General features: G+C 73.3%; 21 protein-coding genes, 1 tRNA gene and 2 pseudogenes. 12 read left to right on the top strand and 12 right to left on the bottom strand.

From position 1 onward, the window contains the following. The first annotated feature begins 142 nt into the window (after positions 1-142). The 4 genes and pseudogenes from OG871_RS12845 to OG871_RS12830 all read left to right on the top strand — a co-directional run bounded on the left by OG871_RS12845 (position 143) and on the right by OG871_RS12830 (position 5,094). Positions 143-1,315, top strand: coding sequence for an HpcH/HpaI aldolase/citrate lyase family protein (locus OG871_RS12845; protein ID WP_371496878.1), 1,173 nt, complete (start codon positions 143-145; stop codon positions 1,313-1,315). 125 nt (positions 1,316-1,440) lie between these two features. Beyond that, positions 1,441-3,946: pseudogene (locus OG871_RS12840) on the top strand (phosphoribosyltransferase). Further along, complete coding sequence (locus OG871_RS12835; protein ID WP_371496877.1) at positions 3,946-4,788, top strand: HAD family hydrolase; 843 nt, start codon at positions 3,946-3,948, stop codon at positions 4,786-4,788. The pseudogene OG871_RS12840 and the gene OG871_RS12835 overlap by 1 nt, the downstream one beginning before the upstream one ends. A gap of 57 nt (positions 4,789-4,845) precedes the next feature. Continuing rightward, a complete protein-coding gene (locus tag OG871_RS12830; RefSeq protein WP_371496876.1) occupies positions 4,846-5,094 on the top strand; it encodes a hypothetical protein in 249 nt (82 codons plus the stop codon). Between the two features lie 92 nt (positions 5,095-5,186). Here the strand turns inward: OG871_RS12830 and OG871_RS12825 are convergent, their stop codons facing one another. From OG871_RS12825 to OG871_RS12815, 3 genes are read right to left on the bottom strand one after another with little or no spacing between them, the layout of a single operon-like run. Beyond that, a complete protein-coding gene (locus OG871_RS12825) occupies positions 5,187-5,405 on the bottom strand; it encodes a zinc ribbon domain-containing protein (RefSeq protein WP_371496875.1) in 219 nt (72 codons plus the stop codon). Between the two features lie 19 nt (positions 5,406-5,424). Further along, complete coding sequence (locus tag OG871_RS12820; RefSeq protein WP_371496874.1) at positions 5,425-5,907, bottom strand: DUF4442 domain-containing protein; 483 nt, start codon at positions 5,905-5,907, stop codon at positions 5,425-5,427. A gap of 53 nt (positions 5,908-5,960) precedes the next feature. Then, entirely contained in the window at positions 5,961-7,214 is a 1,254-nt protein-coding gene (locus tag OG871_RS12815; protein ID WP_371496873.1) for a hypothetical protein, read from the bottom strand. 174 nt (positions 7,215-7,388) lie between these two features. Here OG871_RS12815 and OG871_RS12810 point away from each other — a divergent pair. Then, positions 7,389-7,460 (top strand) — tRNA-Val (locus OG871_RS12810). 553 nt (positions 7,461-8,013) lie between these two features. Here OG871_RS12810 and OG871_RS12805 read toward each other — a convergent pair. The 3 genes from OG871_RS12805 to OG871_RS12795 form a co-directional block, all read right to left on the bottom strand. Beyond that, positions 8,014-8,544, bottom strand: a complete 531-nt coding sequence (locus tag OG871_RS12805) for an NUDIX hydrolase (protein ID WP_371496872.1) — start codon at positions 8,542-8,544, stop codon at positions 8,014-8,016. Between the two features lie 755 nt (positions 8,545-9,299). Beyond that, complete coding sequence (locus tag OG871_RS12800) at positions 9,300-10,826, bottom strand: DEAD/DEAH box helicase (RefSeq protein ID WP_371496871.1); 1,527 nt, start codon at positions 10,824-10,826, stop codon at positions 9,300-9,302. 206 nt (positions 10,827-11,032) lie between these two features. Then, positions 11,033-11,236 (bottom strand): cold-shock protein, encoded by a 204-nt coding sequence (locus OG871_RS12795; RefSeq protein WP_350636871.1) that lies wholly within the window; start codon positions 11,234-11,236, stop codon positions 11,033-11,035. A 432-nt stretch (positions 11,237-11,668) separates the two neighbouring features. Between OG871_RS12795 and OG871_RS12790 the strand changes: the two genes are divergently transcribed. The 3 genes from OG871_RS12790 (at position 11,669) to OG871_RS12780 (ending at position 15,948) form a co-directional block, all read left to right on the top strand. After that, entirely contained in the window at positions 11,669-11,896 is a 228-nt protein-coding gene (locus tag OG871_RS12790; RefSeq protein ID WP_371496870.1) for a hypothetical protein, read from the top strand. 595 nt (positions 11,897-12,491) lie between these two features. Further along, positions 12,492-13,841 (top strand): helix-turn-helix domain-containing protein, encoded by a 1,350-nt coding sequence (locus OG871_RS12785; RefSeq protein ID WP_371496869.1) that lies wholly within the window; start codon positions 12,492-12,494, stop codon positions 13,839-13,841. A gap of 190 nt (positions 13,842-14,031) precedes the next feature. Further along, complete coding sequence (locus OG871_RS12780) at positions 14,032-15,948, top strand: BTAD domain-containing putative transcriptional regulator (protein ID WP_371496868.1); 1,917 nt, start codon at positions 14,032-14,034, stop codon at positions 15,946-15,948. Between the two features lie 3 nt (positions 15,949-15,951). Here the strand turns inward: OG871_RS12780 and OG871_RS12775 are convergent, their stop codons facing one another. Then, complete coding sequence (locus OG871_RS12775) at positions 15,952-16,131, bottom strand: hypothetical protein (protein ID WP_371496867.1); 180 nt, start codon at positions 16,129-16,131, stop codon at positions 15,952-15,954. Positions 16,132-16,306: 175 nt separating this feature from the next. Continuing rightward, positions 16,307-17,056, bottom strand: coding sequence for a PP2C family serine/threonine-protein phosphatase (locus tag OG871_RS12770; protein ID WP_371496866.1), 750 nt, complete (start codon positions 17,054-17,056; stop codon positions 16,307-16,309). 302 nt (positions 17,057-17,358) lie between these two features. Here OG871_RS12770 and gcl point away from each other — a divergent pair, with 302 nt between their 5' ends. Continuing rightward, complete coding sequence (gene gcl, locus OG871_RS12765; RefSeq protein WP_371496865.1) at positions 17,359-19,140, top strand: glyoxylate carboligase; 1,782 nt, start codon at positions 17,359-17,361, stop codon at positions 19,138-19,140. A gap of 74 nt (positions 19,141-19,214) precedes the next feature. Here gcl and OG871_RS12760 read toward each other — a convergent pair. Continuing rightward, positions 19,215-19,400, bottom strand: a pseudogene (locus tag OG871_RS12760) (hypothetical protein); the annotation flags it as partial. Positions 19,401-19,420: 20 nt separating this feature from the next. Continuing rightward, on the bottom strand, positions 19,421-19,663 hold the full coding sequence (locus OG871_RS12755) for a ricin-type beta-trefoil lectin domain protein (RefSeq protein WP_371503290.1): 243 nt from the start codon (positions 19,661-19,663) through the stop codon (positions 19,421-19,423). Positions 19,664-20,238: 575 nt separating this feature from the next. Here OG871_RS12755 and OG871_RS12750 point away from each other — a divergent pair. After that, entirely contained in the window at positions 20,239-22,131 is a 1,893-nt protein-coding gene (locus OG871_RS12750; protein WP_371496864.1) for a lectin, read from the top strand. Positions 22,132-22,149: 18 nt separating this feature from the next. Here the strand turns inward: OG871_RS12750 and OG871_RS12745 are convergent, their stop codons facing one another. Continuing rightward, on the bottom strand, positions 22,150-22,458 hold the full coding sequence (locus tag OG871_RS12745) for a DUF4190 domain-containing protein (protein ID WP_371496863.1): 309 nt from the start codon (positions 22,456-22,458) through the stop codon (positions 22,150-22,152). Positions 22,459-22,482: 24 nt separating this feature from the next. Then, a complete protein-coding gene (locus OG871_RS12740) occupies positions 22,483-22,635 on the bottom strand; it encodes a hypothetical protein (RefSeq protein ID WP_371496862.1) in 153 nt (50 codons plus the stop codon). 95 nt (positions 22,636-22,730) lie between these two features. Between OG871_RS12740 and OG871_RS12735 the strand changes: the two genes are divergently transcribed. Both OG871_RS12735 and OG871_RS12730 read left to right on the top strand, forming a co-directional pair. Beyond that, positions 22,731-23,372 (top strand): TetR family transcriptional regulator, encoded by a 642-nt coding sequence (locus OG871_RS12735; protein ID WP_371496861.1) that lies wholly within the window; start codon positions 22,731-22,733, stop codon positions 23,370-23,372. 129 nt (positions 23,373-23,501) lie between these two features. Further along, the gene (locus tag OG871_RS12730) at positions 23,502-24,332 is read left to right on the top strand and encodes a serine protease (protein WP_371496860.1); all 831 of its coding nucleotides are present in this window, start codon (positions 23,502-23,504) and stop codon (positions 24,330-24,332) included. The last annotated feature ends 48 nt before the right edge of the window (positions 24,333-24,380 follow it).

Genomic DNA, 24,380 nt, shown 5'->3' with positions numbered 1-24,380 from the left:
AAACGCCCCCGCGCGGGCGCGTGCCGATCACGGGCTGCGGTGGAAACCGGGCGAACCATTCGTCCGGCTCATCCGTCCCACTGGTGAGGCGCCGGCCACCCCGCCCACCGGCGGGCCGCAATCAATCCCAGGGGAGGGCACTTTGCGCCACTTCGGTCATCTCGCGGAGGACGTCCGCAGCCGGCTCTTCCTCCGGGAGCCCGCGGCCTTCGACCAGGACAGCGACGCCGCCGTCCTCGCCACCGCGCTCGGCGCCACCCTCTACAGCCCCGCCACCCGGGCCAGCCTCGCCGCGGACATCCGCAAGCAGGCCGCCCGCGGCGTGGTCTCGATGGTGCTGTGCCTGGAGGACGCCATAGCCGACCACGAGGTCCCGGCCGCGGAGGCCAACCTGGTGGTCCAGCTCGGCGAGCTCGCCGCCACCGGGCAGCAGCGTCTCCCGCTGCTCTTCGTCCGGGTCCGCGCCGCCGGACAGATCACCGACCTGGTCGAACGGCTCGGCCCCGCGATCGCCCTGCTGACCGGCTTCGTGGTGCCCAAGTTCACCGAGGACACCGGCGCCGCCTTCCTGGAGGCGCTCACCGACGCCGAGGAGGCCTGCGGGCGGCGGCTGTTCGCCATGCCGGTGCTGGAATCCCCCGAGCTGGCCCACCTGGAGAGCCGCCGCGAGACGCTCTTCGGTGTCGCCCGGCTGCTGGAGAAGTACCGGGAGCGGATCCTGGCCGTCCGGCTCGGCGTGACCGACCTGTGCTCCGCGTACGGGCTGCGCCGCTCCCCCGACCTGACCGCCTACGACGTCGCGCTGGTCGCCGGCGTGATCGGCGACGTGGTGAACGTGCTCGGCCGGGCCGACGGCAGCGGCTACACGGTCACCGGCCCGGTCTGGGAGTACTTCCCGGTCCAGGAACGGATCTTCAAGCCGCAGCTGCGCCGCACCCCGTTCGCCGAGGCCCACCCGCCCGCCGAGGGGCTGCGCCAGCAGATCATCGAGCACGACCTGGACGGCCTGATCCGTGAGATCGAGCTCGACCGGGCCAACGGCCTGCTCGGCAAGACCTGCATCCACCCCAGCCACGTCCCGGCCGTGCACGCGCTGTCCGTGGTCACTCACGAGGAGTTCTCGGACGCCCAGGACATCCTTCAGCAGAGCCTGGGCGGCGGCGGGGTGCTGCGCTCGGCGTACACCAACAAGATGAACGAGGCCAAGCCGCACCGGGCCTGGGCCGAGCGGGTACTGCTGCGGGCGGAGGTGTTCGGCGTGGCCCGCGAGGAGGTGAGCTTCGCCGAGCTGCTCGGCGCCTGCCTGTGCCCCTGAGCGCCGGACCGTGCCCCGGGCCGTCCGGCTGCGCCCCGGGACACCCGGCCGGGCGCCCGGGCGCCCCGGAACCCGTACGCTCGTTCGAACGACAGGTTCGAGCCGCACCACCGAAAGCAGGAGTCTTGACAGCACAGCACGCCGGACCGGCGCCCTGGACCGGCCAGTGGGTCACCGACCGGCTCGACCTGCGGCTCACCGGCTCGCCCGAGCTGCCCGGTCTGATCGGGCTCGCGCTGCGGCGCAACCCGCGGCGGGCCCACCTGCTGGTCTCCGGGGTGCTCGGCAAGCACGTCCCGCAGCTCCCGTCGGTGGTGCACGGCGCAGGCCTGGAACTCGGCCGCCGGGTCCGTGAACTGCTCGGCCCCGACGCCGCCGCCCGGTCCGTGGTGCTCGGCTACGCCGAGACCGCCACCGCGCTCGGCCACAGCGTCGCCGACGGCCTGGACGCCCCCTACCTGCACTCCACCCGGCGGCCCGTGGCCGGGGTGGACCCGGTGGGCGGCTTCGAGGAGGAGCACTCGCACGCCACCTCCCACCTGCTGCTGCCGGAGGACCCTCGGCTGCTGGCCGGCGACGGGCCGCTGGTCCTGGTCGACGACGAGTTCTCCACCGGCACCACCGTGCTCAACACCGTCCGCGCCCTGCACGCCACCCACCCGCGCGACCACTACGTCGTGGTCGCCCTGGTCGACCTGCGCACCGCCGACGACCGCGCACGCCTGACCGAGGCGGCCGCCGAACTCGGCGCCCGGCTCGACCTGGTGGCCACCGCCGACGGCGGCGTCCTGCTGCCGCCCGACGTGCTGACCCGCGCCCAGGCCCTGATCGAGGCCGCCGGCCCCGAGGCCCCCCTGCCCGGGGGCGGGCCCGCCCCCGTGGAGCGGGTCGAACTGGCCTGGCCCGCCGACCTCCCGGACGGCGGCCGGCACGGCTTCACCCCCGGGCACCGGGCCCGGCTGGAGCAGCTCCTGCCCGGCCTCGCGGCCGCCCTCGCCACCCGGATCACCGGCGAGCGGGTGCTCGTCCTCGGTTTCGAGGAGCTGATGTACGCGCCGCTGCGCCTCGCCGGCGCCCTGGCCGGGGTGCTCGGCGAGCAGCGGGTCCGGTTCTCCACCACGACCCGCTCCCCGGTGCTGGCCGTGGACGACGCCGGGTACGCCATCCGGACCCGGCTGGCCTTCGCCTCCCACGACGACCCGGCCGACGGGCCGGGTGAGCGCTACGCCTACAACGTCGCCCCCGGCGACGACGTCTCCCGCCGCTTCGACAGCGTGGTCCTGGTGGTGGACGACCCGGCCGACACCCCCGCCCTGCACCGGGGCGAGCGGGCCCTGCTGCAGCAGTTGCGGCAGGTCACCGACCAGGTGGTGCTCGCCGTTCTCCCCTCGTACCGCCCGACGACACCCCGCTGACGCCTCGCTGCACCACCATGCAAGCTGAGCACCCCCACCGAAGGCCGGCATGATCACTGAGACCAATCTGACCAGCTCGCCGCCCCTGCACGGACCGGCGTTCTCCTCGTACCCGGCGCAGGACGTCACCTGGCTGCTCAAGGACCTCTCCGAGGTCCCGCTGGAGGCCCCGACCGAGGAGCGCGAGGAGGCCGTGCAGTCGGGCGGTGCCCACTACGCCGAGTCACTGCCGGTCGAGTACCAGCCCAGCCCCGAGTACCAGGAGCTGTTCCAGCAGGCGCTGACCGCCTCGGCCGAGCGGATCGCGCTGGCCGTCGGCACGGTCGCCGAGACCCTGGTGCGCGAGCGCGGCCGCACCCTGGTGCTGGCCTCGCTGGCCCGGGCCGGCACGCCGGTGGGCATCCTGATCCGCCGCTGGCTGGAGTTCGCGCACGGCATCGACGCCCCGCACTACACCGTGTCCATCGTCCGCGGCCGCGGCATCGACCAGGTGGCCCTGCGGTACCTGGCCGCCCACCACGACGCCGGCACGGTCGTCTTCGTCGACGGCTGGACGGGCAAGGGCGCGATCACCCGCGAGCTTTCCGACGCCCTGCGGGGCACCGGGTTCGACCCGGACCTCGCGGTACTCGCCGACCCGGGCGGCTGCGTGCGCACCTACGGCACCCGGGACGACTTCCTGATCCCCTCGGCCTGCCTCAACTCGACCGTCTCCGGCCTGATCTCGCGCACCGTGCTGCGCGACGACCTGATCGGCCCGAACGAGTTCCACGGCGCCAAGTACTACCGCGAGCTGGGCGGCGCGGACGTCTCCCGGGCGTTCGTGGCCGCCGTCGTCGAGCGCTTCGCCGCCGTCCGTGAGGCCGCCGAGGCCGCCGCCGGCCGGCTCGCCGCCGAGGACCGCACTCCCACCTGGGAGGGCTGGGCCGCGGTCGAGCGGATCAGCGCCGAGTACGGCATCGACAACGTCAACCTGGTCAAGCCGGGCGTCGGCGAGACCACCCGGGTCATGCTGCGGCGGGTGCCCTGGCGGGTGCTGGCCCGGCGCGGCGCCGGCGCGGACCTGGACCACGTCCGGCTGCTGGCCGACCAGCGGGGCGTACCCGTGGAGGAGGTGGACGGGCTGCCGTACTCCTGCGTGGGCCTGATCCACCCCCGCTACACCCGGGGCGCCACCGGCGCCGACGGGACGGCAGTGCGAGCGGAGGACAACTGATGGACAGCCGGTTCCTGGTGGCGAGCGACCTCGACCGCACCCTGATCTACTCCAACCGGGCGCTGGCCCTGGAGATGCCCGACCGGCTGGCCCCCCGGCTGCTCGCGGTGGAGGTGCACGACGGTCGGGCGCTCTCCTTCATGACCGAGGACGCCGCCGAGCTGCTGGTCGAGCTGACCACCCTGGCCGCCTTCGTCCCCGCCACCACCCGCACCCGCGCGCAGTACGAGCGGGTCCACCTGCCCGGCCCGACGCCCGGCTGGATCCCCGAGTACGCGATCTGCGCCAACGGCGGCCACCTGCTGGTCAACGGCGTGCCGGACGAGGACTGGCAGGCCGAGGTGGGTGCCCGGCTGGCCGCCTCCTGCGCCCCGCTGGCCGAGGTGGTCGAACACCTGGCGATCACCGCCGACCCGGAGTGGACCCACAAGCGCCGGGTCGCCGAGGACCTCTTCGCCTACCTGGTGGTCGAACGCGCCGAGCTGCCCGACGGCTGGCTGGCCGAGCTGACCGGCTGGTGCGAGGAGCGCGGCTGGACCGTCTCGCTCCAGGGCCGCAAGGTGTACGCCGTGCCGTCCCCGCTCACCAAGAGCGCGGCCCTGGCCGAGGTCGAGCGCCGGACGGGCGCCGCCACCGTGCTCTCCGCCGGCGACTCGCTGCTCGACGCGGAGCTGCTGCTCGCCGCGGACCACGGCTGGCGCCCCGGCCACGGCGAACTCGCCGAGACCAACTGGACGGCGCCCGGTGTCACGGCGCTCAACCGGATCGGTGTCTCGGCGGGCGAGGAGATCGTCCGTCAGATCCTGGCCAGGGTCAGGGCGGGTGCCTCCGTCCGGGTCTGACGGCCGGTAGACATCTGGTGGGGGTTCACGAACCTCTCACGAAGATCAGGTTTGCCGATGAATCTCGCCTGGGTCTCCGCGATTCGAGGCCGCGGCGAAGGACAAGGCGAACGAGGCGGCCGCGCAGAACACCGGCGGCGGCGAGCGACCGGGCGCACCGACGCCACCACCGACTCCTCCGCGGTGCTGGCCTCCACCGGCGGCGGCGAGGGGCTTCCGTGGGAGCTCGGCGGCTCCGTCGCGGCCCTCGCCCTCGGCGCCGGCCTGGTCGTGGCGGCCCGCCGGCGTACCGCCGACGAGCGCTGATCCACGACGGTTCGGCCGACCGACACCGCCGCCCCCGGCAGGCTCTCCTGCCGGGGGCGGTGTCGTGCCTGTCGGCCCGGCCGCTGGCGGGATCAGCCGCAGCAGCCGCCTCCGCAGCAGCCTCCGCCGCCGCTCGGGGCGGCCGGGGCCGCGGAGGACGCGGCGCCCCCGGTCACGGCCACCGTGGAGAGCAGCTTCGTGGTGTCGGTGTGGCCCTCGGGGCAGACCGCCGGGTCGTTGGCCTGGGCCATGGCGCGGCGGAGTTCGAAGGTGGCTCCGCAGGAGCGGCAGCGGAAGTCGTAGCGAGGCATACCCGCAGGGTACCCAGGTTCAGCCGGCGGAAGGCTCCGGGCGCCGCTTCTCCCGGACGTAGATCTGCTTGCGGACCCGCGCCACCACCGTGCCGTCCGACCCGAGCACCTCGGTGTCGAACCAGACCAGGGCCTTCTTGCCCTCGGCGGTCAGCTCGCGGATCTCGGCCAGCCGGTCGTCGGTGAGGTGGAAGTCGGCGAAGACGTCGCCCCGGCCGGGCGCGACGAACTCGATCTCGGCGGCGCTGTCCCAGACCAGGTAGTCCGGGCCGAGGTTCTGCATCACCAGCAGCATCCAGAACGGGTCGGTCATCGCGAAGATCGAGCCGCCGAAGTGGGTGCCGACGTAGTTGCGGTTGAGCCGCCCCAGGCGGAGCCGGACCTTCGCCGTCCGGAAGTCGGGGCTGACCGCGAGGACCCGGATGCCGGCGAACAGGAACGGCGGCCAGATGGTGAGCACGCGTCTGAAGGTGGACGCGGTGATCTTGCGCTTTCGTGCCATGGGGCAACTCTAGCAACTAAGTTACCGGCGGGTAGGGGTGGGCTTGCCCGGGATCAGTGGCTGCCCCGGATCATCGCGACCACCTCGGCCGCCTTCTCCCGCACCGCCGCCAGCTCGGTCAGGAAATGCCAGTAGTCCGGATGCCGGCCCGCCTCCTCCAACTGCGCCACCGCCCGGTCCAGCCGAGCGACCGCGGCGTCCAGCGGCGCCGCATGCCGCGGGTCCGGCGTCTGCCGCCCCGACATCGCCAGCCGCTGGGCGTCGCGCAGCGCGAACCGGGCCCGGTCGATCTCCTGCTGGGGGCTGTGCTCCACGTCGTTCAGCTGCCGGAGCCGGTCGGTCACGGCCGAGACCGAGCCCTCCGCCGTGTCCAGCAGCGCCCGCACCGTGCCGATCGCCGCCGTCGCGTCCGGCCAGCGCTGCTCGTCCCGGGCCCGGACCGCCTCCGCGAGCTTGCCCCGCGCCGTCCGCACCGCCTCCGGGATCTGCGCCGGGACGTGCTGCAGATCCTGCCAACAGGCCAGGCTGAAGCGGCGCCGCAGCTCGCTCAACGCCGGCTCCACCGCCTCCGACCTGGTCTCCAGCGCCTGGATCCGGGTCCGCAGACTGCCCACCCGGCGGTCGATCTCCCGCGCCCGCTCCGGCAACTGCTCCGCAGCCGTCCGGACCGCCTCCGCCCGCCGCTGCACGTCCTCGGCCCGCCGCAGGGTGTCCGGCACCCCGTGCCTGCCGGCGCCCTCGTTCAGCCGGGTCAGTTCCGGGGCCAGCTCCGCCAGCCGGGCCGCCAGGTCGTCCGCCCGCATCCCCGCCGCCCGGACCGACTCCAGCGCCGTCGTCGCACCCAGCAGCGCCCGCTTCGCCTGCTCGACCGCCGGGGTCACCTTCATCAGCTGGGCCTCGGCCCGGTCCACCAGCGGCTGCAGCCTGGTCAGGAAACCCGACAGCTCCGACCTGGCGGCCTGCAGCTGACGCTGCGCCTGCTCAAGCCCCTGCCGGGCACGGGCGGCGGCCGAGGACTCCAGCTCCTCGGCCTCCAGGTCATGGGCGTCCAGCGCGGCCAGATAGCCGACGGTCACCTCGTCCACCCGGGCCGCGATCTGCTGGTAGTCCGCCACCGTCCGGCGCGCGGTCTGCTCGTCCTCGACGGCGCGGACCGTCTCCACCGCCAGCTGCACCTCGCGCTGGGTGGAGTCCAGCTCGTAGAAGGCCTCCTGTGCGGCATCACGGGCGGCCTTCGCGTCCGCCCGCTGGCCCTCGCCCCGGCGCCACCAGCCACCCCGCCCGCCGCCACCGCCGGCCACCCTCACACCGCGCTCCCTCTTCGGCCCCGCACGCCTGATCCACTGCCCATTCTTCCCGATCTCCACCCCCGACCGGCACCCCCGGGTGGCGGCCCGCGCGCAAGGGGGCGGCGAGCGGGGCGCCGGACCAGGTACTCTTGGCTGTCGTCGTGCCGCCGGACACCGGTGGACGTGACGCGCGGGCGCATAGCTCAGCGGTAGAGCGCCGCCCTTACAAGGCGGATGTCGGCGGTTCGAAACCGTCTGCGCCCACAGGTCGTGACCAGTACGAGGGCTCCGAACCATGATCGGTTCGGGGCCCTTTCCGTGTCCGACGGGGATATTCGGGAGATCAACTCCCAGGGGCCGACGGAGGCGCAGGACCTCCGGCCGCCCGAGCCCGGTCCCACCGAACCTCCAGAGCGTCGAGACTGCGCTTGATCCGCAGCTGACGAAGAACGACTCGTCGGCGGCTCGGCGAATTCACGACTGGGGTATCCGCCGTGGCAGCCGCGATCCGAGGGGAAGGCCGCCGTTCGACCTGAGCCGCCGCGTGATGACGGTGCAATCCCAGCAGCCTTCGAAGTGGTTGCCCCCTGGATTTCAACCACTCGGTTGAGTTCGGGCAGGCTCAGGCACTGTGGGCGCAGACGGTTTCGGACCGCCGTCCGCCGTGCACGTTCGACCGGGTGACGCGACGAGCAGGACCCACGGCCGCCGGTCTGCGCGGTCGGCACGGCGCGGGGGGCGGCCGAGGGCGGTGACGGCGACGTCACTGGTGGCGGGTGTCGCCCCACGGGTGTCTCGAGGCCCGGGAGTGCCGGAACTAGCCCCGGCGGGCCAGGAGTTGGAGCAGGCCGCTGACCGCGACGCCGGTGACGATCTCGCGGCGGTCGATCATGCCCTGGAGACGGGCCACCGGGATCCACTCGATCCGGTCGGCCTCGTGGGTGTCGACGGGCGGGCCGATGTGGACGGCGTCGCGGGCGAGGAAGGTGTGGTGCTCGGCGTTGGACATGCCGACGATCGGCTGGATGTACGCCAGGGGTTCGAGTGTGGAGACCCGCCAGCCGGTCTCCTCCTCGACCTCGCGGGCGGCGGCGGCCTCGACGCTCTCGCCGTCCTCGACGATGCCGGCCGGGATCTCCCAGCTCCAGGTGTCGGTGGTGAAGCGGTGCCGCCACATCAGCAGGACCTCGTCCCGGTCGTTGAGGACGACCGCGGCGGCGACCGGCGCCCACTTCACCACGTGGTGCCCGTAGCGGGGGTGGCCGGGAGGTTCGACGTCCACGAGGTGGAGCCCCACCCAGGGACTGGTGTAGATCGGCCGGCTGCCGTGCACGGTCCACTCGCTCATCTCGTGCCCTCTCCTCGGCTGCGGCCCCCGCGATCCTGCCACACCGCCCGGCGGTGGCGGTGGGCCTGGCCGGCCCGGGCGGTCACCAGGTGACCGGGAGCGGCTGGAGGCCGTGCACGATCTTGCCGGTGTGGTGGCGCAACCGCTCGGCCACCCGGGCGAGGCCGAGCCGGGCCTGCGCCGGCGGGGGTGGTGGGCGAGGGTGCCGAAGAGGTTGACCCGGCCGGGCCCGTCCTTGGGGAAGGACTCCAGGACCGCCCTGAGTGCGGGCGGCCAGTCGGTCAACGGCAGGGGGCGATCAGGGGTTGGGGGTTCACGGGGGCTCCGGCGGTGGAGGGGGACGGTTGGGCCGTGGGCGGGCTCACCACTCGCCGACGACGACTCCGGCGCCGGGCCCCGCTGGCGAAGCCGCACATGCCGACCAGGTAGGCCGTTGCAGGCGTTCATGAGGTCGAAGACCGGTGCGCGCAGGCCGAGTTCGTCGGCCACCACGTGGGCGGTGGCCGCGAGGATGACGGCAGGTTCCCGGGCGCGGCGCGGTGCTCCCGGGCGGTGGTCCGCCGGGGGGGAAGCGGCCTGCCGCGAAGCTTCGTTCGTAGTCGTACCGGGGGGGCGGGGTCGGTGGGTGCGGCGGCGGGGGTGCGGTGGTCACTCGTTGGTGTGGCATTTCCGGTGGGCGGGCACTCGGGTGGCTCCGGAAACCGCGAACGGCCGCCCCCCGGTGCGGGGAGCGGCCGTTCAGGTGCTGAGGGGTGTCAGCGGGGCTGCTGGCTGCTGCTGTGGCCGCCGCCGGTCCGGCGGGCTCCGCCGGGGCGGGCGCCCGAGGAGCCGCCGGTGCCCGAGGCCGCGGCGCGGCCAAGGTGGGCCGGGCGGCCGCGGCGGTTGCGGTTGGCGGCGGCCGAGCGGCGGGGGCGCTCGATCACCGGGTCGGGGATGACCACGGGGACGCCGCTGGGCTCCCGGGCGCCGGTGATCCGGGCCAGCTCCGGGTCGGTGGAGTGCACCCGGGCGGAGTTCGGGGTGATGCCCGCGGTCGCCATCAGCCGTGCGACCTCGCGCCGCTGGTTGGGCAGGACCAGGGTGACCACGGTGCCGGACTCGCCGGCCCGGGCGGTGCGGCCGCCGCGGTGCAGGTAGTCCTTGTGGTCGCCCGGCGGGTCGATGTTGACGACCAGGTCGAGGCCGTCGACGTGGATGCCGCGGGCGGCGACGTTGGTCGCGACCAGCGCGGTCACGGCGCCGGTGCGGAACTGCTCCAGCGTGCGGGTCCGCTGCGGCTGCGACTTGCCGCCGTGCAGGGCCGCGGCGCGCACGCCGCTGGCCAGCAGGTCCTGCACCAGGCGGTCCGCGCCGTGCTTGGTGTCCGTGAACATGATCACGCCGCCGTCGCGGGCGGCGATGTGCGTGATGGCCGCGTTCTTGTCGGAGCTCTGCACGTGCAGGACGTGGTGCTCCATGGTGCTGACGGCGGCGGCGGACGGGTCCACCGAGTGGGTGACCGGGTCCTTCAGGAAGCGCCGGACCAGGCGGTCCACGTTGCGGTCCAGGGTCGCGGAGAACAGCATCGTCTGCCCGTCCGCGCCGACCTGCTCCAGCAGCTCGGTGACCTGCGGCAGGAAGCCCATGTCCGCCATCTGGTCGGCCTCGTCCAGGACGGTGACGGCCACCTCGTCGAGCCGGCAGTCGCCCCGCTCGATGAGGTCCTTGAGCCGGCCGGGAGTGGCCACGACCACCTCGGCGCCGCGGTGCAGCGCCTGCGCCTGGCGGCTGATCGACATGCCGCCGACCACGGTCGCGATCCGCAGCCGCACCGTGTGGGCGTACGGCGTGAGCGCCTCGGTGACCTGCTGGGCGAGCTCGCGGGTGGGGACCAGCACCAGGGCCAGCGGCTGGCGCGGTTCGGCGCGGCGGCCGGCGGTGCGGGCCAGCAGCGCGAGGCCGAAGGCGATGGTCTTGCCGGAACCGGTCCGGCCGCGGCCCAGGACGTCGCGCCCGGCCAGCGAGTTCGGCAGCGTGGCGGCCTGGATCGGGAAGGGCGAGGTGACGCCCTGCCGGGTCAGGGTGGCGACCAGGGCCTTCGGCATGTCCAGCTCGTCGAAGGACTCGACGGCGGGCAGGGCGGGGGTGGTGCTGACCGGGAGCGCGAACTCCGCCTGGCCGGAGCTGCGGGGCCGGTGGCCCGAGCCGCCGCCGGTGCGCGGACCGGAGCGGGAGCCGCTACGGGCGCCGGCGCGCGAGCCGGCGCCGGAACTCCGGTAGGACGAACGGTTGGAATTGACCATACGAGAACCTTCCTTGGGGCGGCACGTCTCCCGGGAAGGTTCCGCGGCGCGACAGCGCGCCGGGACATCGCAAGAACGGGCCAGAAAACGGGCGGCAGCGGGGCGGCGTCGAACGCAGCGCCCCGTGACATGCCAAAGGGCCCGCACCGTGCAAGTACGCGGTGCGGGCCCCGGCTGCGTGGCGGGTGCCTGTGCAGCGGCAAGAATTAGAGGGGGCGAATGTTCTCCGCCTGCGGGCCCTTCTGGCCCTGCGTGACGTCGAACTCGACCTTCTGGCCCTCGAGCAGCTCACGGAAACCGCTGGCGTTGATGTTCGAGTAGTGGGCGAACACGTCCGGACCGCCACCCTCCTGCTCAATGAAGCCGAAGCCCTTTTCCGAGTTGAACCACTTCACGGTGCCATTAGCCATTTAAAGAATCTCCTTCAGGGGACTGTCGAAACCCGCACTGCGCAGGTTTCGCGTCGCCGTGATGATGACCCGCCCGGGAAAAAAGAACCGGGAAACAAAAATGCGCCTGTCGGTCACAAGCCAACAGGCGCACACAAAGTTCATGGGAACCAAAACTGCAACTGGTACCGACTGTAGCAGGCCGGGGGCCGGAGCGGGTGATCGCGGGCCCACCAGTTCTGCCGGCCGCCCGCGCGGCCCCGTGCCCGGGCGCCCGCGGGCCCGTCACCCGCGGGCGGGGCGGGCCGCCGGACGGGTGAGTCTGACGGTACGTCAGCGATCATCGGCGCCGGCCGGGGTTCACCCTCCCGGGTTCAAGATCCGGATAACTATTCAACTCCGATGCCCGCACACATGGCGCGGTCGCATTCCCCGGGGCGCATACTGGCGATGATGACGAATTCAGCCGCAGCCCGGCGACACCTGCCCACCAGTCCCTTCAAGGCTCCTGTCCAGCCGGTCCCCAAGCGGTTCGCCGTGGGAGACCGGGTCTCGCACGACCGCTACGGACTCGGTCGGGCCATCGCGGTCGAGGGTGACGGCGAGATCGCCGTACTGGTCGACTTCGGCTCGCGCCAGGAGCGGCTGGTCCAGCCGTTCTCCCAGCTCTTCAAGCTCTGACGGCACAGCTCCGACAGCCCTGACGGCCTGACTCCGACGTCACGGCTCCGACGCCGCCCCGGTGGCCTCCCGGGCCGCGCGACCCCTCGTCCCCGCGGACGGCCGGGGTGCGTGGCGCGGGATACGGCCGCGCGACAGCGGCGATACGCCGGCCCGCCACTATGGGTACCGGCGGCGCTGCGACCGATCGGCACGGGGCGATCCGGCAGCACGTCGCCAGCACGGGGGCGGCTTGGCCGGACCGGTCGGTGACCGGTGCGGCCGGTACGGGGGAGCGGACAGGTCAGAGCGAGGGGAGCCCGGCTGCGGGCTCCCGGCGGGTGCGACCGGATCGAGGGCGGTGTCCTCGGCCCATCCGGTCCCGACCGCGATTGATCGGCCGTCCGGACAAAGGGTGCGCCGGTGGGACAATGTCCCACCGGCGCACCCTTGTCGTTTCCCGCCGCAGACGTTCTGGGGGTGGGTCAGGGACCGGCCGGTGCGCGGAAGCTGATGGGGTGACTTGTAGGTTGCCCTCGTCAGGTTGCGCCGTGCGGTCGGGCACCCCCGGCTGTCGCACTGCTGCGGCGAGTTCGAGTAGAGGCTAGGAGACGCGTTGGCTCGCAAGCCCCGCCCCATCGATCCGACCGAAGGCCCACTGCAGGCGTTCGCCTACGACCTGAGAGAAGTGCGCGAGGAGGCGGGGAACCCCACCTACCGCGCCCTGGCCGGACGGGCCGGTTTCAGTGCCACCACCCTGAGCGACGCGGCCGGCGGTGTGCGCCAGCCGAGTCTGGAGGTCACGCTGGCCTACGTGGGCGCCTGCGGGGGCGACGTAGACCGCTGGAAACATCGTTGGCATGAGCTCGACCGGGAGCTGGCCGCCGCGCGCGGTGAACCCCCGGCCCGCCCGGACCCGGAGCCCGCCCCTGAGCCCGCCACGGCCCCCGGGTCCGGACCCGGATCGGAGCCCGGATCCGCCGCCGAGGCGATACCGGGGCCGGCACCGACCCCGGGGCCGGCGCAGGACGCACGTCAGAACGGCCGGGATGCGCTGGAGAACGGCCGGGACGCGCTGGAGAACGGCGAGGAGGCCGAGCTCGGCTCGCCCTCGGACGCCGACGGCGACCCCGCCGAGCCCGGCCGCTCGCGCCGCTGGCCCGCCGTGCTTGCCGCGGTGGTGCTGGCGGTGGCCATCGGGGTCTCCGCCCTGGTGCTGCCCAAGCTGATCGGCGGCTCCGCCCCGGCGGCCTCGATGGTGGTGCCCCCGTGCGCCGACTACGCCGGCCCGGTCGCCTTCACCGGGCGCACCTACGGCACGGTCACCCGGGTCCGGCAGGGGCCGAGCCTGAACGCCGACTCGATCGCGGAGTACCCGCCCGGCTGCGCGGTCTCGTTCAGCGGATTCTGCCTGGGTGACGTGATCAAGGACATGACCTCGAACACGCCCGACATGCGCTGGTTCAAGGTGAGCGGCGGAGGGGTGATCTCCTCGGGGGTCATCCACGGAAATCCGCCCAAGGGAATGCAGCCCGAGATGTGTCAGGGCGGTTCCCCCATGCCCTCCTCCATTTCGATGACCGCCTCGCAGCCGGGGATGGGTTCGGATGCGATCGACCTCGGGGCGACCGGGACCGACCTGGGGATCGTCGGCTTCGCGGGGTACTTCACCCCGGCCGGTGCGGCCGTTCCCGGTCCGAAGTGGCAGCAGATCGGGTTCGTCGCCAAGTCCGACTCCGGCTTCTCCTCGCCCTGGCGGCTCGGGCCGCTCCGCAGCGAGATCGCGGAGCGGGGCGGGATCCCGGTGGTGGCGGTCGCCTGCCTCGGCGGAGAGGGGCCGACCGACACCGTCGACGTCAGGCTCTACCGGCCGGGTGTGGCCGGGGAACTGGCCCGGGTGGAGCTCGCCGCCGCCGAGCAGGCCGTCGCGGCCCGGGCCGCGTGCGCCTTCCCGCGCGAGAACTGACCGGGCGGCGCCGGGCCCCCGGATCTATCCAAACCCGACACTTCGGGCGCTGATTGTCCGTCATTGATTGACCGGCAGGCCGGCCCGCGCTGGACAACCCGGCAGCCGGATACAACGGAGGTGATGATCGACTAGCGGTGGTCGCGCCCGCCCTCGCCGGCGCGCCGACCCCGGAGGGGGAACGGGTTAGATGGAGTTCTGCGTCCTTGGTCCGCTGCTGGTTCGGGACGGCGGCGGTGTGCGCGCCGTCCCGGCGGCGAAGCAGCGAGTGCTGCTCGCCGCACTGCTGCTGAGGCCGGGTCAGGTGGTGCCGGCGGATGTCCTGGCCGACACCATCTGGAACTTCGCCCCGCCGCCGAGCGCCTCCACCACGTTGCGGAACTACGTGATGCGACTGCGCCGTGGCCTGGGGGAGGCCGGCGAGCGGATCGAGACCCGGGAGGGCGGCTACCTGATCGAGGTCGGGCCCGGCGAGCTGGACGCGAGCCGGTTCGAGACCCTCCGGGCCCAGGGTGAGGCCGCGCTGCGCGAAGGCGCGCACGAGCGGGCCGCCGAACTGCTCCGGGCCGCGCTCGGCCTGTGGCGCGGCCCGGCCCTGGCGGACGTGCCCTCCGACGCGCTGCACCAGGTCGAGGCCGGCCGGCTGAACGAGGGCCGGCTGGACGCCGTGGAGGCGCGGGTGGAGGCCGAACTGCGGTTGGACCGGCACCCGGCGGTCGTCGCCGAGCTGCGCGCGCTCACCGCCGAGCACCCCGGACGGGAGCGGTTCTGGGCGCAGCTGATGGCCGCGCTGCACCGCAGCGGCCGCCGGACGGAGGCGCTCGGCGTCTACCAGCAGGTCCGCCGGACCCTGGTGGAGGAGATCGGCGTCGAGCCCGGAGCGGAAATCCGGGAGATGCACCAGGTCATTCTCCGGGACGAGCAGATCGTGGCCGAATCACCCGAAGAGGAATTCACCGTCACGCCGCACCAGTTGCCGCCGGACGTCGCCGATTTCACCGGGCGCACGGCGGAGGTCCGGGAGGTTTCCGGCCATCTGCGGGCGCGGCGCAACTGTCCGGCGGTCGTCGCGGTGTCCGGGCAGCCGGGCATCGGGAAGAGCGCCCTGGCCGTGCACGTGGGGCACGCCGTCCGTGAGGACTTCCCGGACGGGGTGCTCTACGCCGAACTCGGCGGCACCGACCCCGCACCGGCCGAGCCCGCGGCGGTGCTGCGGTCCTTCCTGCTCGCGTTGGGCGTCGCGCGGGACGCGGTGCCCGCCGGGGTGGGGGCGCGGGCCGCGCTCTACCGGTCGGTGCTGTCCGGGCGCCGGGTCCTGGTGGTGCTGGACGACGCCCGGGACAGCGCCCAGGTCCGCCCGCTGCTGCCGGCCGACCCGGCCGCCGGGGCGCTGGTCACCAGCCGCGGGGTGCTCGCCGACCTGCCCGGCGCCCGCCATGTCGGCGTCGGGGTGCCGGAGGAGGCCGAGGCGAGGCTGCTGTTCGGGCGGATCATCGGTGCGGAGCGCGCCATGGCGGACCCGCAGGCGGTCGCGGACGTGGTGGCGGCCTGCGGGCGGGTGCCGCTGGCGGTCCGGGCCGGCGCCGCACGCCTGGTGGCCCGGCCGGCCTGGAGCGTACGGGCGCTCGCCGACCGGCTGGCGGTGAGCGGCCGTCTCCTCGACGAGCTGCGGATCGGCGCGCTGGACGTACGGCGCAGCATCGCCCTGAGTCATGACGCGCTGGACGCCGCCACCGCCCGGGCCTTCCGGGTGCTGGCGTGGTCGGACCGCCGGACCATCGGGCTCGCGGACGCCGCCGACCTGCTGGATGAGTCCCCGGCCGGGGTCGAGCCGCTGCTCGACCGGCTGGTGGACGCCCATCTGCTGGCCGCTCCCGCGCCGGGCCGGTACGCGTACGACGACCTGCTGCGGTCCTACGCCCGTGAGCAGAGCCTGCTTCTGGACCCGGAGTGGCTGCGCACGCGGTCCGTCGGGTGCGTCGTCGGCGCGAGCGCCGCGGCGGCGGGGCGGCCGGTCGGGATGGCACGGGTGCCCGCGCAGCGGCACCCGGTCGAGAAGCACGGCTGGTGCCCCACCTGCAGCTCGTCGGACGCGCAGGTGGCCTGAGCGTCAGCGGTAGTCGCTCTCCTGGATCGGCCGGCCCTCGGGGACCGGCCGCCGGCGCCAGGCGCCGAACAGGACGGCCGCCGCGCGGCGGGCCGCCTGCCGTCGCCCGTGCGGCTGCTCGCCGCCGGGCTGCGCGGCGGGCCCGGTCGGGGTGTCCGTCGGGCGTATCGCTGCCTCGGTCATCTGCGGGCTCCCCCTCGGTGCGGCCACTGCGCGCGTCGGACGTCGACGGCGAAGAGATGATGATGCGTCAGCTCTTTCGATGCTCGTCGAATTCTACGCGCCGCGTCCAGGGCGGCCCGGCCCGAGGTCCCGGGCCCTCGACCCCGGGCGCCCGACCCCGGCCCTCGGGCCGGGGCTACTCGTCGTGGTGGACGGAGACCAGGGCGAGGGTGATGTTGTCCGGCCCGCCCGCGTCGATCGCGGCCTTCCAGAGTTCGAAGGCGGCCGCGCTGTCCGAGTGCCGGGTCAGGATGTCGGCGATCTCCTCGTCCGGCACCGGGTCGGTGAGGCCGTCGCTGCAGACCAGGTAGCGGGCGCCGGCGGCGGGCAGCGGGTGGACCGCGATGTGCGGGTCGACCGTCCGGGGGGAGACCGAGCCGCCCAGGGTCTGGGTGACGATGTTGGTGGTGCGGCGCCCGGGCGGCGGCGGCGGGCTGTCGTCGGTGCTCAGCCGCAGCAGGTCGCCGCCGGTGGCGTCGAGCACCCGGCTGTCGCCGACGTTGAACACGATCACCTCCGTCGAGGTCACCACCAGGCCGGCCACCGTGGTGCCCATGCCGGCCAGCTCCGGCGTCTGCTCGGTGGCCTCGAAGACCTCCCGGTTGCAGGCCAGCAGGGCCTCCCGGACGGCGTCCGGGTCGTCCAGTCCCGGAGCGAGGGCGGCCAGCCGGCGTGCCACCAGGGCGCTGGCGACCTCGCCGCCGGGGTGGCCGCCGAGTCCGTCGGCGACCGCGACCAGGCAGGGCGCGCCGAGTGGGAAGAGCAGCGTCTGCGGGCTCTCGGTGACCGTCGCGCACAGCGTCCACGGGCCGATGGCCAGGCTGTCCTCATTGTGTTCGCGCACCAGGCCTTCGTGGCTCAGTGCGCTCACGGCGATATGGGCCATGGTGTCCTCGTCCCCGTTCGGCGGCACCCCCTGCACCCATTGTGGCCGTGCCGGACCGGCAGGTGTGACGGTCCGCCCCCGATCCGGGTGGTGCGCATGCGACTGGCCCGCCCCCGCCAGGGCCTGTCGGCGAATCCGTGACCGTGGTGCGATCCGGTCCCCCTTGACGGCCTCGCGGGGCTCGGCTTACTTTGCTTTCGCATACCAAAACTATTCTTCCGCATCGTGGAAACGCCAGGGGTTGGCGGTCCACCGGACGGAAGAGCCCCCGACCACCTCGGGCCGGACGCAGGAGAAACCCGATGCCTCGTATGACAGCCGCCCGCGCGGCAGTGGAGATCCTCAAGCGCGAAGGCGTTGAGGTCGCGTTCGGCGTGCCGGGCGCTGCCATCAACCCGTTCTACGCGGCCCTCAAGGCCTCCGGGGAGATCCGCCACACGCTCGCCCGCCACGTCGAGGGCGCCTCGCACATGGCCGAGGGCTACACCCGCGCCAAGGCCGGCAACATCGGTGTCTGCATCGGCACCTCGGGCCCGGCCGGCACCGACATGATCACCGGCCTGTACTCGGCGATCGCCGACTCGATCCCGATCCTGTGCATCACCGGCCAGGCACCCACCGCCGTTCTCCACAAGGAGGACTTCCAGGCCGTCGACATCGCGTCGATCGCCAAGCCGGTCACCAAGGCCGCGACCACCGTCCTGGAGGCCGCGCAGGTCCCCGGCGTGTTCCAGCAGGCCTTCCACCTGATGCGCTCCGGCCGTCCCGGCCCGGTCCTGATCGACCTGCCGATCGACGTCCAGCTGACCGAGATCGAGTTCGACCCCGAGACCTACGCGCCGCTGCCGGTCTACAAGCCCGCCGCGACCCGCGCCCAGATCGAGAAGGCGATCGGTTTCCTGCTCGCCTCCGAGCGCCCGCTGATCGTCGCCGGCGGCGGCATCATCAACGCCGACGCCGCCGAGCTGCTGGTCGAGTTCGCCGAGCTCACCAACACGCCGGTCATCCCCACCCTGATGGGCTGGGGCATCATCGCCGACGACCACGAGCTGAACGCCGGCATGGTCGGCCTGCAGACCTCGCACCGCTACGGCAACGCCAACCTGCTGGAGTCGGACTTCGTCCTCGGCATCGGCAACCGCTGGGCCAACCGCCACACCGGCGCCCTGGACGTCTACCGCAAGGGCCGCACCTTCGTCCACGTCGACATCGAGCCGACCCAGCTCGGCAAGATCTTCGCCCCGGACTTCGGCATCGCCTCGGACGCCAAGGCCGCGCTGCAGCTCTTCGTCGAGGTGGCCAGGGAGCTCGAGGCCGAGGGCCGGCTGCCCGACCGCACCGCGTGGGCCGCCTCCACCCAGGAACGCAAGGCCACCCTGCAGCGCCGCACCCACTTCGACAACGTGCCGCTCAAGCCGCAGCGCGTCTACGAGGAGATGAACAAGGCCTTCGGCCCGGAGACCCGCTACGTCACCACCATCGGTCTGTCCCAGATCGCCGGTGCGCAGATGCTGCACGTCTACAAGCCGCGGCACTGGATCAACTGCGGTCAGGCCGGCCCGCTGGGCTGGACCATCCCGGCCGCGCTCGGTGTCGCCACGGCGGACCCGCAGACCCCGGTCGTCGCCCTCTCCGGCGACTACGACTTCCAGTTCATGCTGGAGGAGCTGGCGGTCGGTGCCCAGCACCGGATCCCCTACGTCCACGTCCTGGTCAACAACGCCTACCTGGGCCTGATCCGCCAGGCGCAGCGCAACCTGGACATCAACTTCCAGGTCAACCTGGAGTTCGAGAACATCAACTCCCCGGAGCTGGGCGTCTACGGCGTCGACCACGTGAAGGTCGTCGAGGGCCTGGGCTGCAAGGCGATCCGGGTCACCGAGCCGGACCAGCTGCTGCCCGCCTTCGAGGAGGCCAAGAAGCTGGCCGCCGAGTACCGCGTCCCGGTCGTGGTCGAGGCCATCCTGGAGCGCGTCACCAACATCTCGATGGGCGGCGCCGGCATCGACGCGATCAACGAGTGGGAGGAACTGGCCACCGAGCCCGGCCACGCCCCCACCGCGATCCGGCCGCTGGCGGTCTGACCGGCCGCGTACACGGCGGGGCCGCCCGGGCGATCGGTTCGCCCGGGCGGCCCTGCCGTCGTGGACGGTCAGTTCCAGGGCTGCGCCCCGGCCTGCACCTTCGCCCGGACGAAGTCCAACTGGGCCCGGCTGTCCAGGACCCCGGGGTGGGTGATGGCGGTCGGGGCGGCCGCGGCCTCGGGCGCGGCGGCGCTCAGGCCGGGGGCGATCAGGGCGAGCAGCGCGGCCAGGGCAGGCAGCCGGCGGGTGACGCGGTTCATCGGTGGTCCCTTCCTCGTGGTCAGGACGGCAGGTGCCACTGCTGGTTGGCGGCGCCGGAGCAGTCCCAGATCTGGACCTTGGTGCCGTTGGCGGTTCCCGCGCCCGTCACGTCCAGGCACTTGCCGAGCGCCTGCAGCGAACCGCCCTCCGCCACCGTCCAGTTCTGTGCGGCGGTGCCGTTGCAGTCGTAGAGCTGGACGGCCGTGCCGTTGGCGCTCGCGGCGGCCGCGACGTCCACGCACTTGCCGCCGTACCCGGTGATCCGCCCGCTCGGGCGGCCGGGGGTGGTGATCCCGCCGGTCTCGACGTAGGGCGCGGCGTACTGGGCGGGGAAGCCCGGGCGCGGCGCTCGCCTTTTGGGGCCGCGGCCAGCAGGGTGCCGGCGGCTGGCGCCAATGGTGCGACGAGGGTGGTCAGGCGGGAGGGGCGTGGCATGGGAGTCCTCCTGGGGACCATGGGGGATCGGCCGTGCGGGAGCCGCCCTGACGGGCCGTCGGAGCAGCCGCGCCGGTGGGGAGGGCGGATCGGCCGCTGTCGGGCTGCGCCGCCGCTCGGCGTGGCGCCGGAGTCAACTCGCCGTCAGGGGTCCCGTCAAGGGTTACCGTTGGGAACCTTTCCTCACCGATGAGTCGCCAACTCCCGAAGGATCACGCCCGGATGCTCCGAGCTGTGCCTTCACAGGTTGGCGACAATTGGTTCAGACCAAAGCCTTGACGCCTTGACGTGTCCAGGAGTTGAATCGCACCGCCCCACCGGCCGCCCTTCCCCCCTGGCAGCCCCCGCTGTTGGCCACACCCCCACCCGCAGACCTCTCGGCCACCGAAAGGCGGAGCCGACATGCCCAGGCACCCCTCTGCCCACCCGTCCCGCACCCGCCGTACGGCCGCCGCCCTGCTGGCCGGCGCCCTCGCCGCCTCCGGGCTGCTGGCCGCCGCCGGTGGTGCGCAGGCGGCGGGCGAGCCGGTCTCGATCTGGCTCACCACCACCGACGACGCCGGCGGACGGCACGTCACCCGCGGGCTCCAGCAGCAGCCGTCGGTCTCCTTCACGGCCGGCGCCGGCAGCGGCGGGCAGCAGATCACCGTCGACGAGTCCACCCGCTACCAGCAGTTCACCGGTGGCGGCGCCTCGTTCACCGACACCGCCGCCTGGCTGCTGAACAGCAGCGGAGCCCTGAGCGCCGCCACCCGCGACGCCACCATGCGCAAGCTGTTCTCACCCGCCGAGGGCATCGGGCTGTCCTTCGTCCGCAACCCGATGGGCGCCTCCGACCTCGCGCGATTCGGCTACACCTACGACGACCGGCCGGCCGGCCAGGCCGACCCGAACCTCGCCGACTTCTCGGTCTCCCACGACCTCGCCGACGTCCTGCCGCTCACCCGGCAGGCCCGGCAGCTCAACCCCGGCCTCACCGTGATGGCCTCGCCGTGGACCGCGCCCGCCTGGATGAAGGACAGCGGCAGCCTCGACGGCGGCTGGCTCAAGGCCGAGTACTACGGTGCCTACGCCCAGTACTTCGTCAAGTACCTGCAGGCCTATCAGGCGCAGGGCGTCCCGGTGAACTACGTCACCGTCCAGAACGAGCCCACCTGCTGCGCCGGTTACCCCTCGATGAGCTGGAACGGCTCCGGGCTGCGGTACTTCACCGGCACCGCGCTGCTGCCCGCGCTGAAGGACGCCGGGCAGAGCGCCAAGGTCCTGGCGCTGGACTGGAACTGGGACCAGTACGCCGGCTACGCGGCGCCCGTCGTGGACGACCCGGCGATCCGCGACCACCCCAACTTCGGCGGCATCGCCTGGCACGGCTACGGCGGCGACGTCGCGGCCCAGACCACCGTCCACAACCAGTACCCCGCGCTGGACGCGTTCGACACCGAGCACTCCGGCGGCACCTGGATCGGCAACCAGCAGCAGGAGGACATGCGCAACATCATCGACTACACCCGCAACTGGGGGAAGTCGGTGACCAAGTGGAGCCTCGCCGTCGACCAGAACATGGGCCCGCACTACGGCGGTTGCGGCACCTGCACCGGCCTGGTCACGGTGCACAACGGGGACGCCCGCAGCGGGCAGGTCGACTACACCGTCGAGTACTACACGATGGGCCACCTCACCAAGTTCGTCCAGCCGGGTGCCTACCGGATCGCCTCCACCGCCAACTCGGCCGTACCGAACGTGGCCTGGCTGAACCCGGACGGCTCCAAGGCGCTGATCGCGTACAACGACAGCGGCTCCGCGCAGAGCGTCCGGGTGAACTGGGGCGGCCAGAACTTCTCGTACAGCCTGCCCGCGAAGACCTCGGCCACCTTCAGCTGGAGCGGCGGCCAGAGCGGCGGCGGCGCGTCCGGGCCGATCACCGGCCTGGCCGGCAAGTGCCTCGACGTGGCGGGCGGCGCGACGGCCGACGGCACCGCCGTCCAGCTCTACGACTGCAACGGCACCACCGCCCAGCGCTGGACCGTCGGCACGGACGGCACGGTGCGGGCCCTCGGCAAGTGCCTGGACGTCTCGGCCGGATCCACCGCGGACGGCGCCAAGGTGCAGCTGTGGGGCTGCAACGGCACCGGCGCCCAGCAGTGGAGCTACGCGCCGGGCTCGCACGACATCGTCAACCCGGCCGCCGGCAAGTGCCTGGACGCCACCGGCAACAGCTCCGCCAACGGCACCAGGGCCCAGATCTGGACCTGCACCGGCGCGGCCAATCAGAAGTGGACGGCGCCCACCGGCTGAGCCGGGCACCGCGGCGGATCAGCTGCCGAACTGGAGCAGCATCCCGTGGCCGGCCACGACCGACACCGCCAGCAGCACGAGGTCGGTCACCCCGAGGGCGAGCCCGAGCAGGGCCCGCCCTCGGCGTGCCGTCCCGCGCAGCAGGGCGAGGGCGGCGAGCGTGATGGCGATCGGGCCGAGCACCAGGTTGAGGACCAGCAGACCCGGCAGCGCGAGGACGAAGGAGGCGACGGCCATCTGGTCGGCCTCGACCCGGCCGCGGCGGGCGGTGTTCAGGTCCGCGGCGTGCGCGGCGTGCGGGGTGTTCATGGCGTTCGTGGCGTTCATGGCGGGACTCTCCTCGGTGGTCGGTCAGTGCCGGTGGGAGCGGGGCAGGTGCTCGCGGGCGCCGAAGACCAGCAGCCAGGCGGCGATGGCGCCGGCCGCGGCGAGGAAGGCCGGGAGGGGGAGGTGGGCGGCGGCTCCGGCGAGGAGGCCGACGGCGGCAAGGGCGACGAGAAGCATGACGAGCCTTTCGGCGACAGTTCAGCTAACAGTTGTTCGCTGACTTCTCCACTCTACGCTTCCCAGACTCGGCAAACAGTTGTTTACTGAATGATGTGAGTCACAGTGAGAGCGGTGTGGGGGTCCGTCAGGCCCAGAAGCAGCAGAGCCGGCGCGCCCTGCTGGACGCGGGCCTGCACCTGCTGGAGCGGCAGAACCTCAGCGGGCTCGGGGTCCGCGAGGTCACCCGGGAGGCCGGACTGTCCCCGGCCGGGTTCTACCGGCACTTCCCCGGTCTGGCCGAGCTCGGCGTGGCCCTGGTGGAGGAGTCGCTGGCCAGTCTGCACGGCATGATCCGCGGCGCGTTCGCGGAGCAGGGCGCGCAGGGCGACGACCCGGAGGCGCTGATCGACCGGACGGTCGAGGTGGTCGCCGCCCACGTCCGGGAGCACCGTGCGCACGTCCGTTTCCTGGCCCGTGAACGGCACGGCGGGGTGCGGGCGGTGCGGGAGGCGATCGCGGCCGAACTGCGCCGCTTCGCCGACGAGGTGGCCGAGGCGCTGTCGGCCCAGCCGGTCTCGTCCGGGTGGCCGGCGGGGGACGTCAGGATGCTGGCCGAGCTCTATGTCGACCTGCTGGTGTCCACTGCGACGGCCTTTCTGGAGGCCGGGCCGGAGGGTGAGGCGGCGGTGGCCGCCACCGCCCGGACCAGGCTGCTGCTGATCAGCGTCGGGCGCCGCCACTGGCGCCGCGGCTGACGGCCGCTCGGGCGGCGGCGTCCGGGCCCGGCGTCCGGGCCCGGTGTACGGGCGTGGGGTGCGGCGGTCTTGACACATCGTCATGCCCGCGTCAAATTTTGAGGACCCCCACATCGAGAGGCCCTCCCCATGAAGAAGCCGCTCATCGGCGCGTCCTGCGCTGCCCTGGTGCTCTCCGGCGCCACCGCCCTGGCCGGCGCCACCCCCGCGTCGGCCGACGCCTCCGTCGCCGTCAACTTCGCGGGCACGGTGGCGCTCAGCAACTGTTCCGGCTCCCTGGTGCGGCTCCCCAACTCCACCGCCTCGGACCCGGCCCTCGTCCTGTCCAACGGGCACTGCCTCGAAACCGGCATGCCCACCGCGGGCCAGGTCATCGTGAACCGCTCCTCCAGCCGGAGCTTCACCCTGCTGAGCTCCTCGGGCGGCAGCCTGGGGACGGTCCGCGCCAGCAGGATCGTCTACGGCACGATGACCGACACCGACGTGTCGATCTACCAGTTGGCCAGCACCTACGCGAGCATCCAGTCCCGGTACGGGATCAGCCCGCTGACCATCTCGCCGAACCACCCCACCCAGGGTGCGTCGATCAAGGTGGTCTCCGGCTACTGGAAGAAGATCTACTCCTGCAGCGTCGACGGCTTCGTGTACCGGCTCAAGGAGGGCGGCTGGACCTGGAAGGACTCGGTCCGCTACACCTCCAGCTGCAACACCATAGGCGGCACCTCCGGTTCGCCCGTCGTGGACACCGCCACCGGCATGGTGACCGCCGTGAACAACACCGGCAACGAGGACGGCGAGCGCTGCACCGAGAACAACCCGTGCGAGGTCGACCAGAGCGGCGCGGTGACCGTCCGCAAGGGCATCAACTACGCCCAGGAGACCTACGGCATCCCGGCCTGCTTCGCCCCCGGCAACCGGCTCGACCTCACCCTCGCGGGCTGCGTGCTGCCCCGGCCGTAACCGGCTCCACCGCGCCAGGGCCACCCGCGCCAGGGCCACCCGCACCCC

This window comes from Kitasatospora sp. NBC_00374, from assembly GCF_041434935.1.
In the GTDB taxonomy this organism is placed as follows: Bacteria; Actinomycetota; Actinomycetes; order Streptomycetales; family Streptomycetaceae; genus Kitasatospora.
The sequence above is the reverse complement of the archived record's forward strand: the minus strand, read 5'-3'. Positions and strand labels throughout refer to the sequence as shown.

What these genes read in the sequence shown, in the direction of transcription:
- OG871_RS12835 (WP_371496877.1), top strand. Translation starts at nt 3,946, where the DNA reads ATGGACAGCCGGTTCCTGGTGGCGAGCGACCTCGACCGCACCCTGATC.
- OG871_RS12830 (WP_371496876.1), top strand. Translation starts at nt 4,846, where the DNA reads ATGAATCTCGCCTGGGTCTCCGCGATTCGAGGCCGCGGCGAAGGACAA.
- OG871_RS12825 (WP_371496875.1), bottom strand. Translation starts at nt 5,405, where the DNA reads ATGCCTCGCTACGACTTCCGCTGCCGCTCCTGCGGAGCCACCTTCGAA.
- OG871_RS12820 (WP_371496874.1), bottom strand. Translation starts at nt 5,907, where the DNA reads ATGGCACGAAAGCGCAAGATCACCGCGTCCACCTTCAGACGCGTGCTC.
- OG871_RS12805 (WP_371496872.1), bottom strand. Translation starts at nt 8,544, where the DNA reads ATGAGCGAGTGGACCGTGCACGGCAGCCGGCCGATCTACACCAGTCCC.
- OG871_RS12800 (WP_371496871.1), bottom strand. Translation starts at nt 10,826, where the DNA reads ATGGTCAATTCCAACCGTTCGTCCTACCGGAGTTCCGGCGCCGGCTCG.
- OG871_RS12795 (WP_350636871.1), bottom strand. Translation starts at nt 11,236, where the DNA reads ATGGCTAATGGCACCGTGAAGTGGTTCAACTCGGAAAAGGGCTTCGGC.
- OG871_RS12790 (WP_371496870.1), top strand. Translation starts at nt 11,669, where the DNA reads ATGACGAATTCAGCCGCAGCCCGGCGACACCTGCCCACCAGTCCCTTC.
- OG871_RS12780 (WP_371496868.1), top strand. Translation starts at nt 14,032, where the DNA reads ATGGAGTTCTGCGTCCTTGGTCCGCTGCTGGTTCGGGACGGCGGCGGT.
- OG871_RS12775 (WP_371496867.1), bottom strand. Translation starts at nt 16,131, where the DNA reads ATGACCGAGGCAGCGATACGCCCGACGGACACCCCGACCGGGCCCGCC.
- OG871_RS12770 (WP_371496866.1), bottom strand. Translation starts at nt 17,056, where the DNA reads ATGGCCCATATCGCCGTGAGCGCACTGAGCCACGAAGGCCTGGTGCGC.
- gcl (WP_371496865.1), top strand. Translation starts at nt 17,359, where the DNA reads ATGCCTCGTATGACAGCCGCCCGCGCGGCAGTGGAGATCCTCAAGCGC.
- OG871_RS12750 (WP_371496864.1), top strand. Translation starts at nt 20,239, where the DNA reads ATGCCCAGGCACCCCTCTGCCCACCCGTCCCGCACCCGCCGTACGGCC.
- OG871_RS12745 (WP_371496863.1), bottom strand. Translation starts at nt 22,458, where the DNA reads ATGAACGCCACGAACGCCATGAACACCCCGCACGCCGCGCACGCCGCG.
- OG871_RS12740 (WP_371496862.1), bottom strand. Translation starts at nt 22,635, where the DNA reads ATGCTTCTCGTCGCCCTTGCCGCCGTCGGCCTCCTCGCCGGAGCCGCC.
- OG871_RS12730 (WP_371496860.1), top strand. Translation starts at nt 23,502, where the DNA reads ATGAAGAAGCCGCTCATCGGCGCGTCCTGCGCTGCCCTGGTGCTCTCC.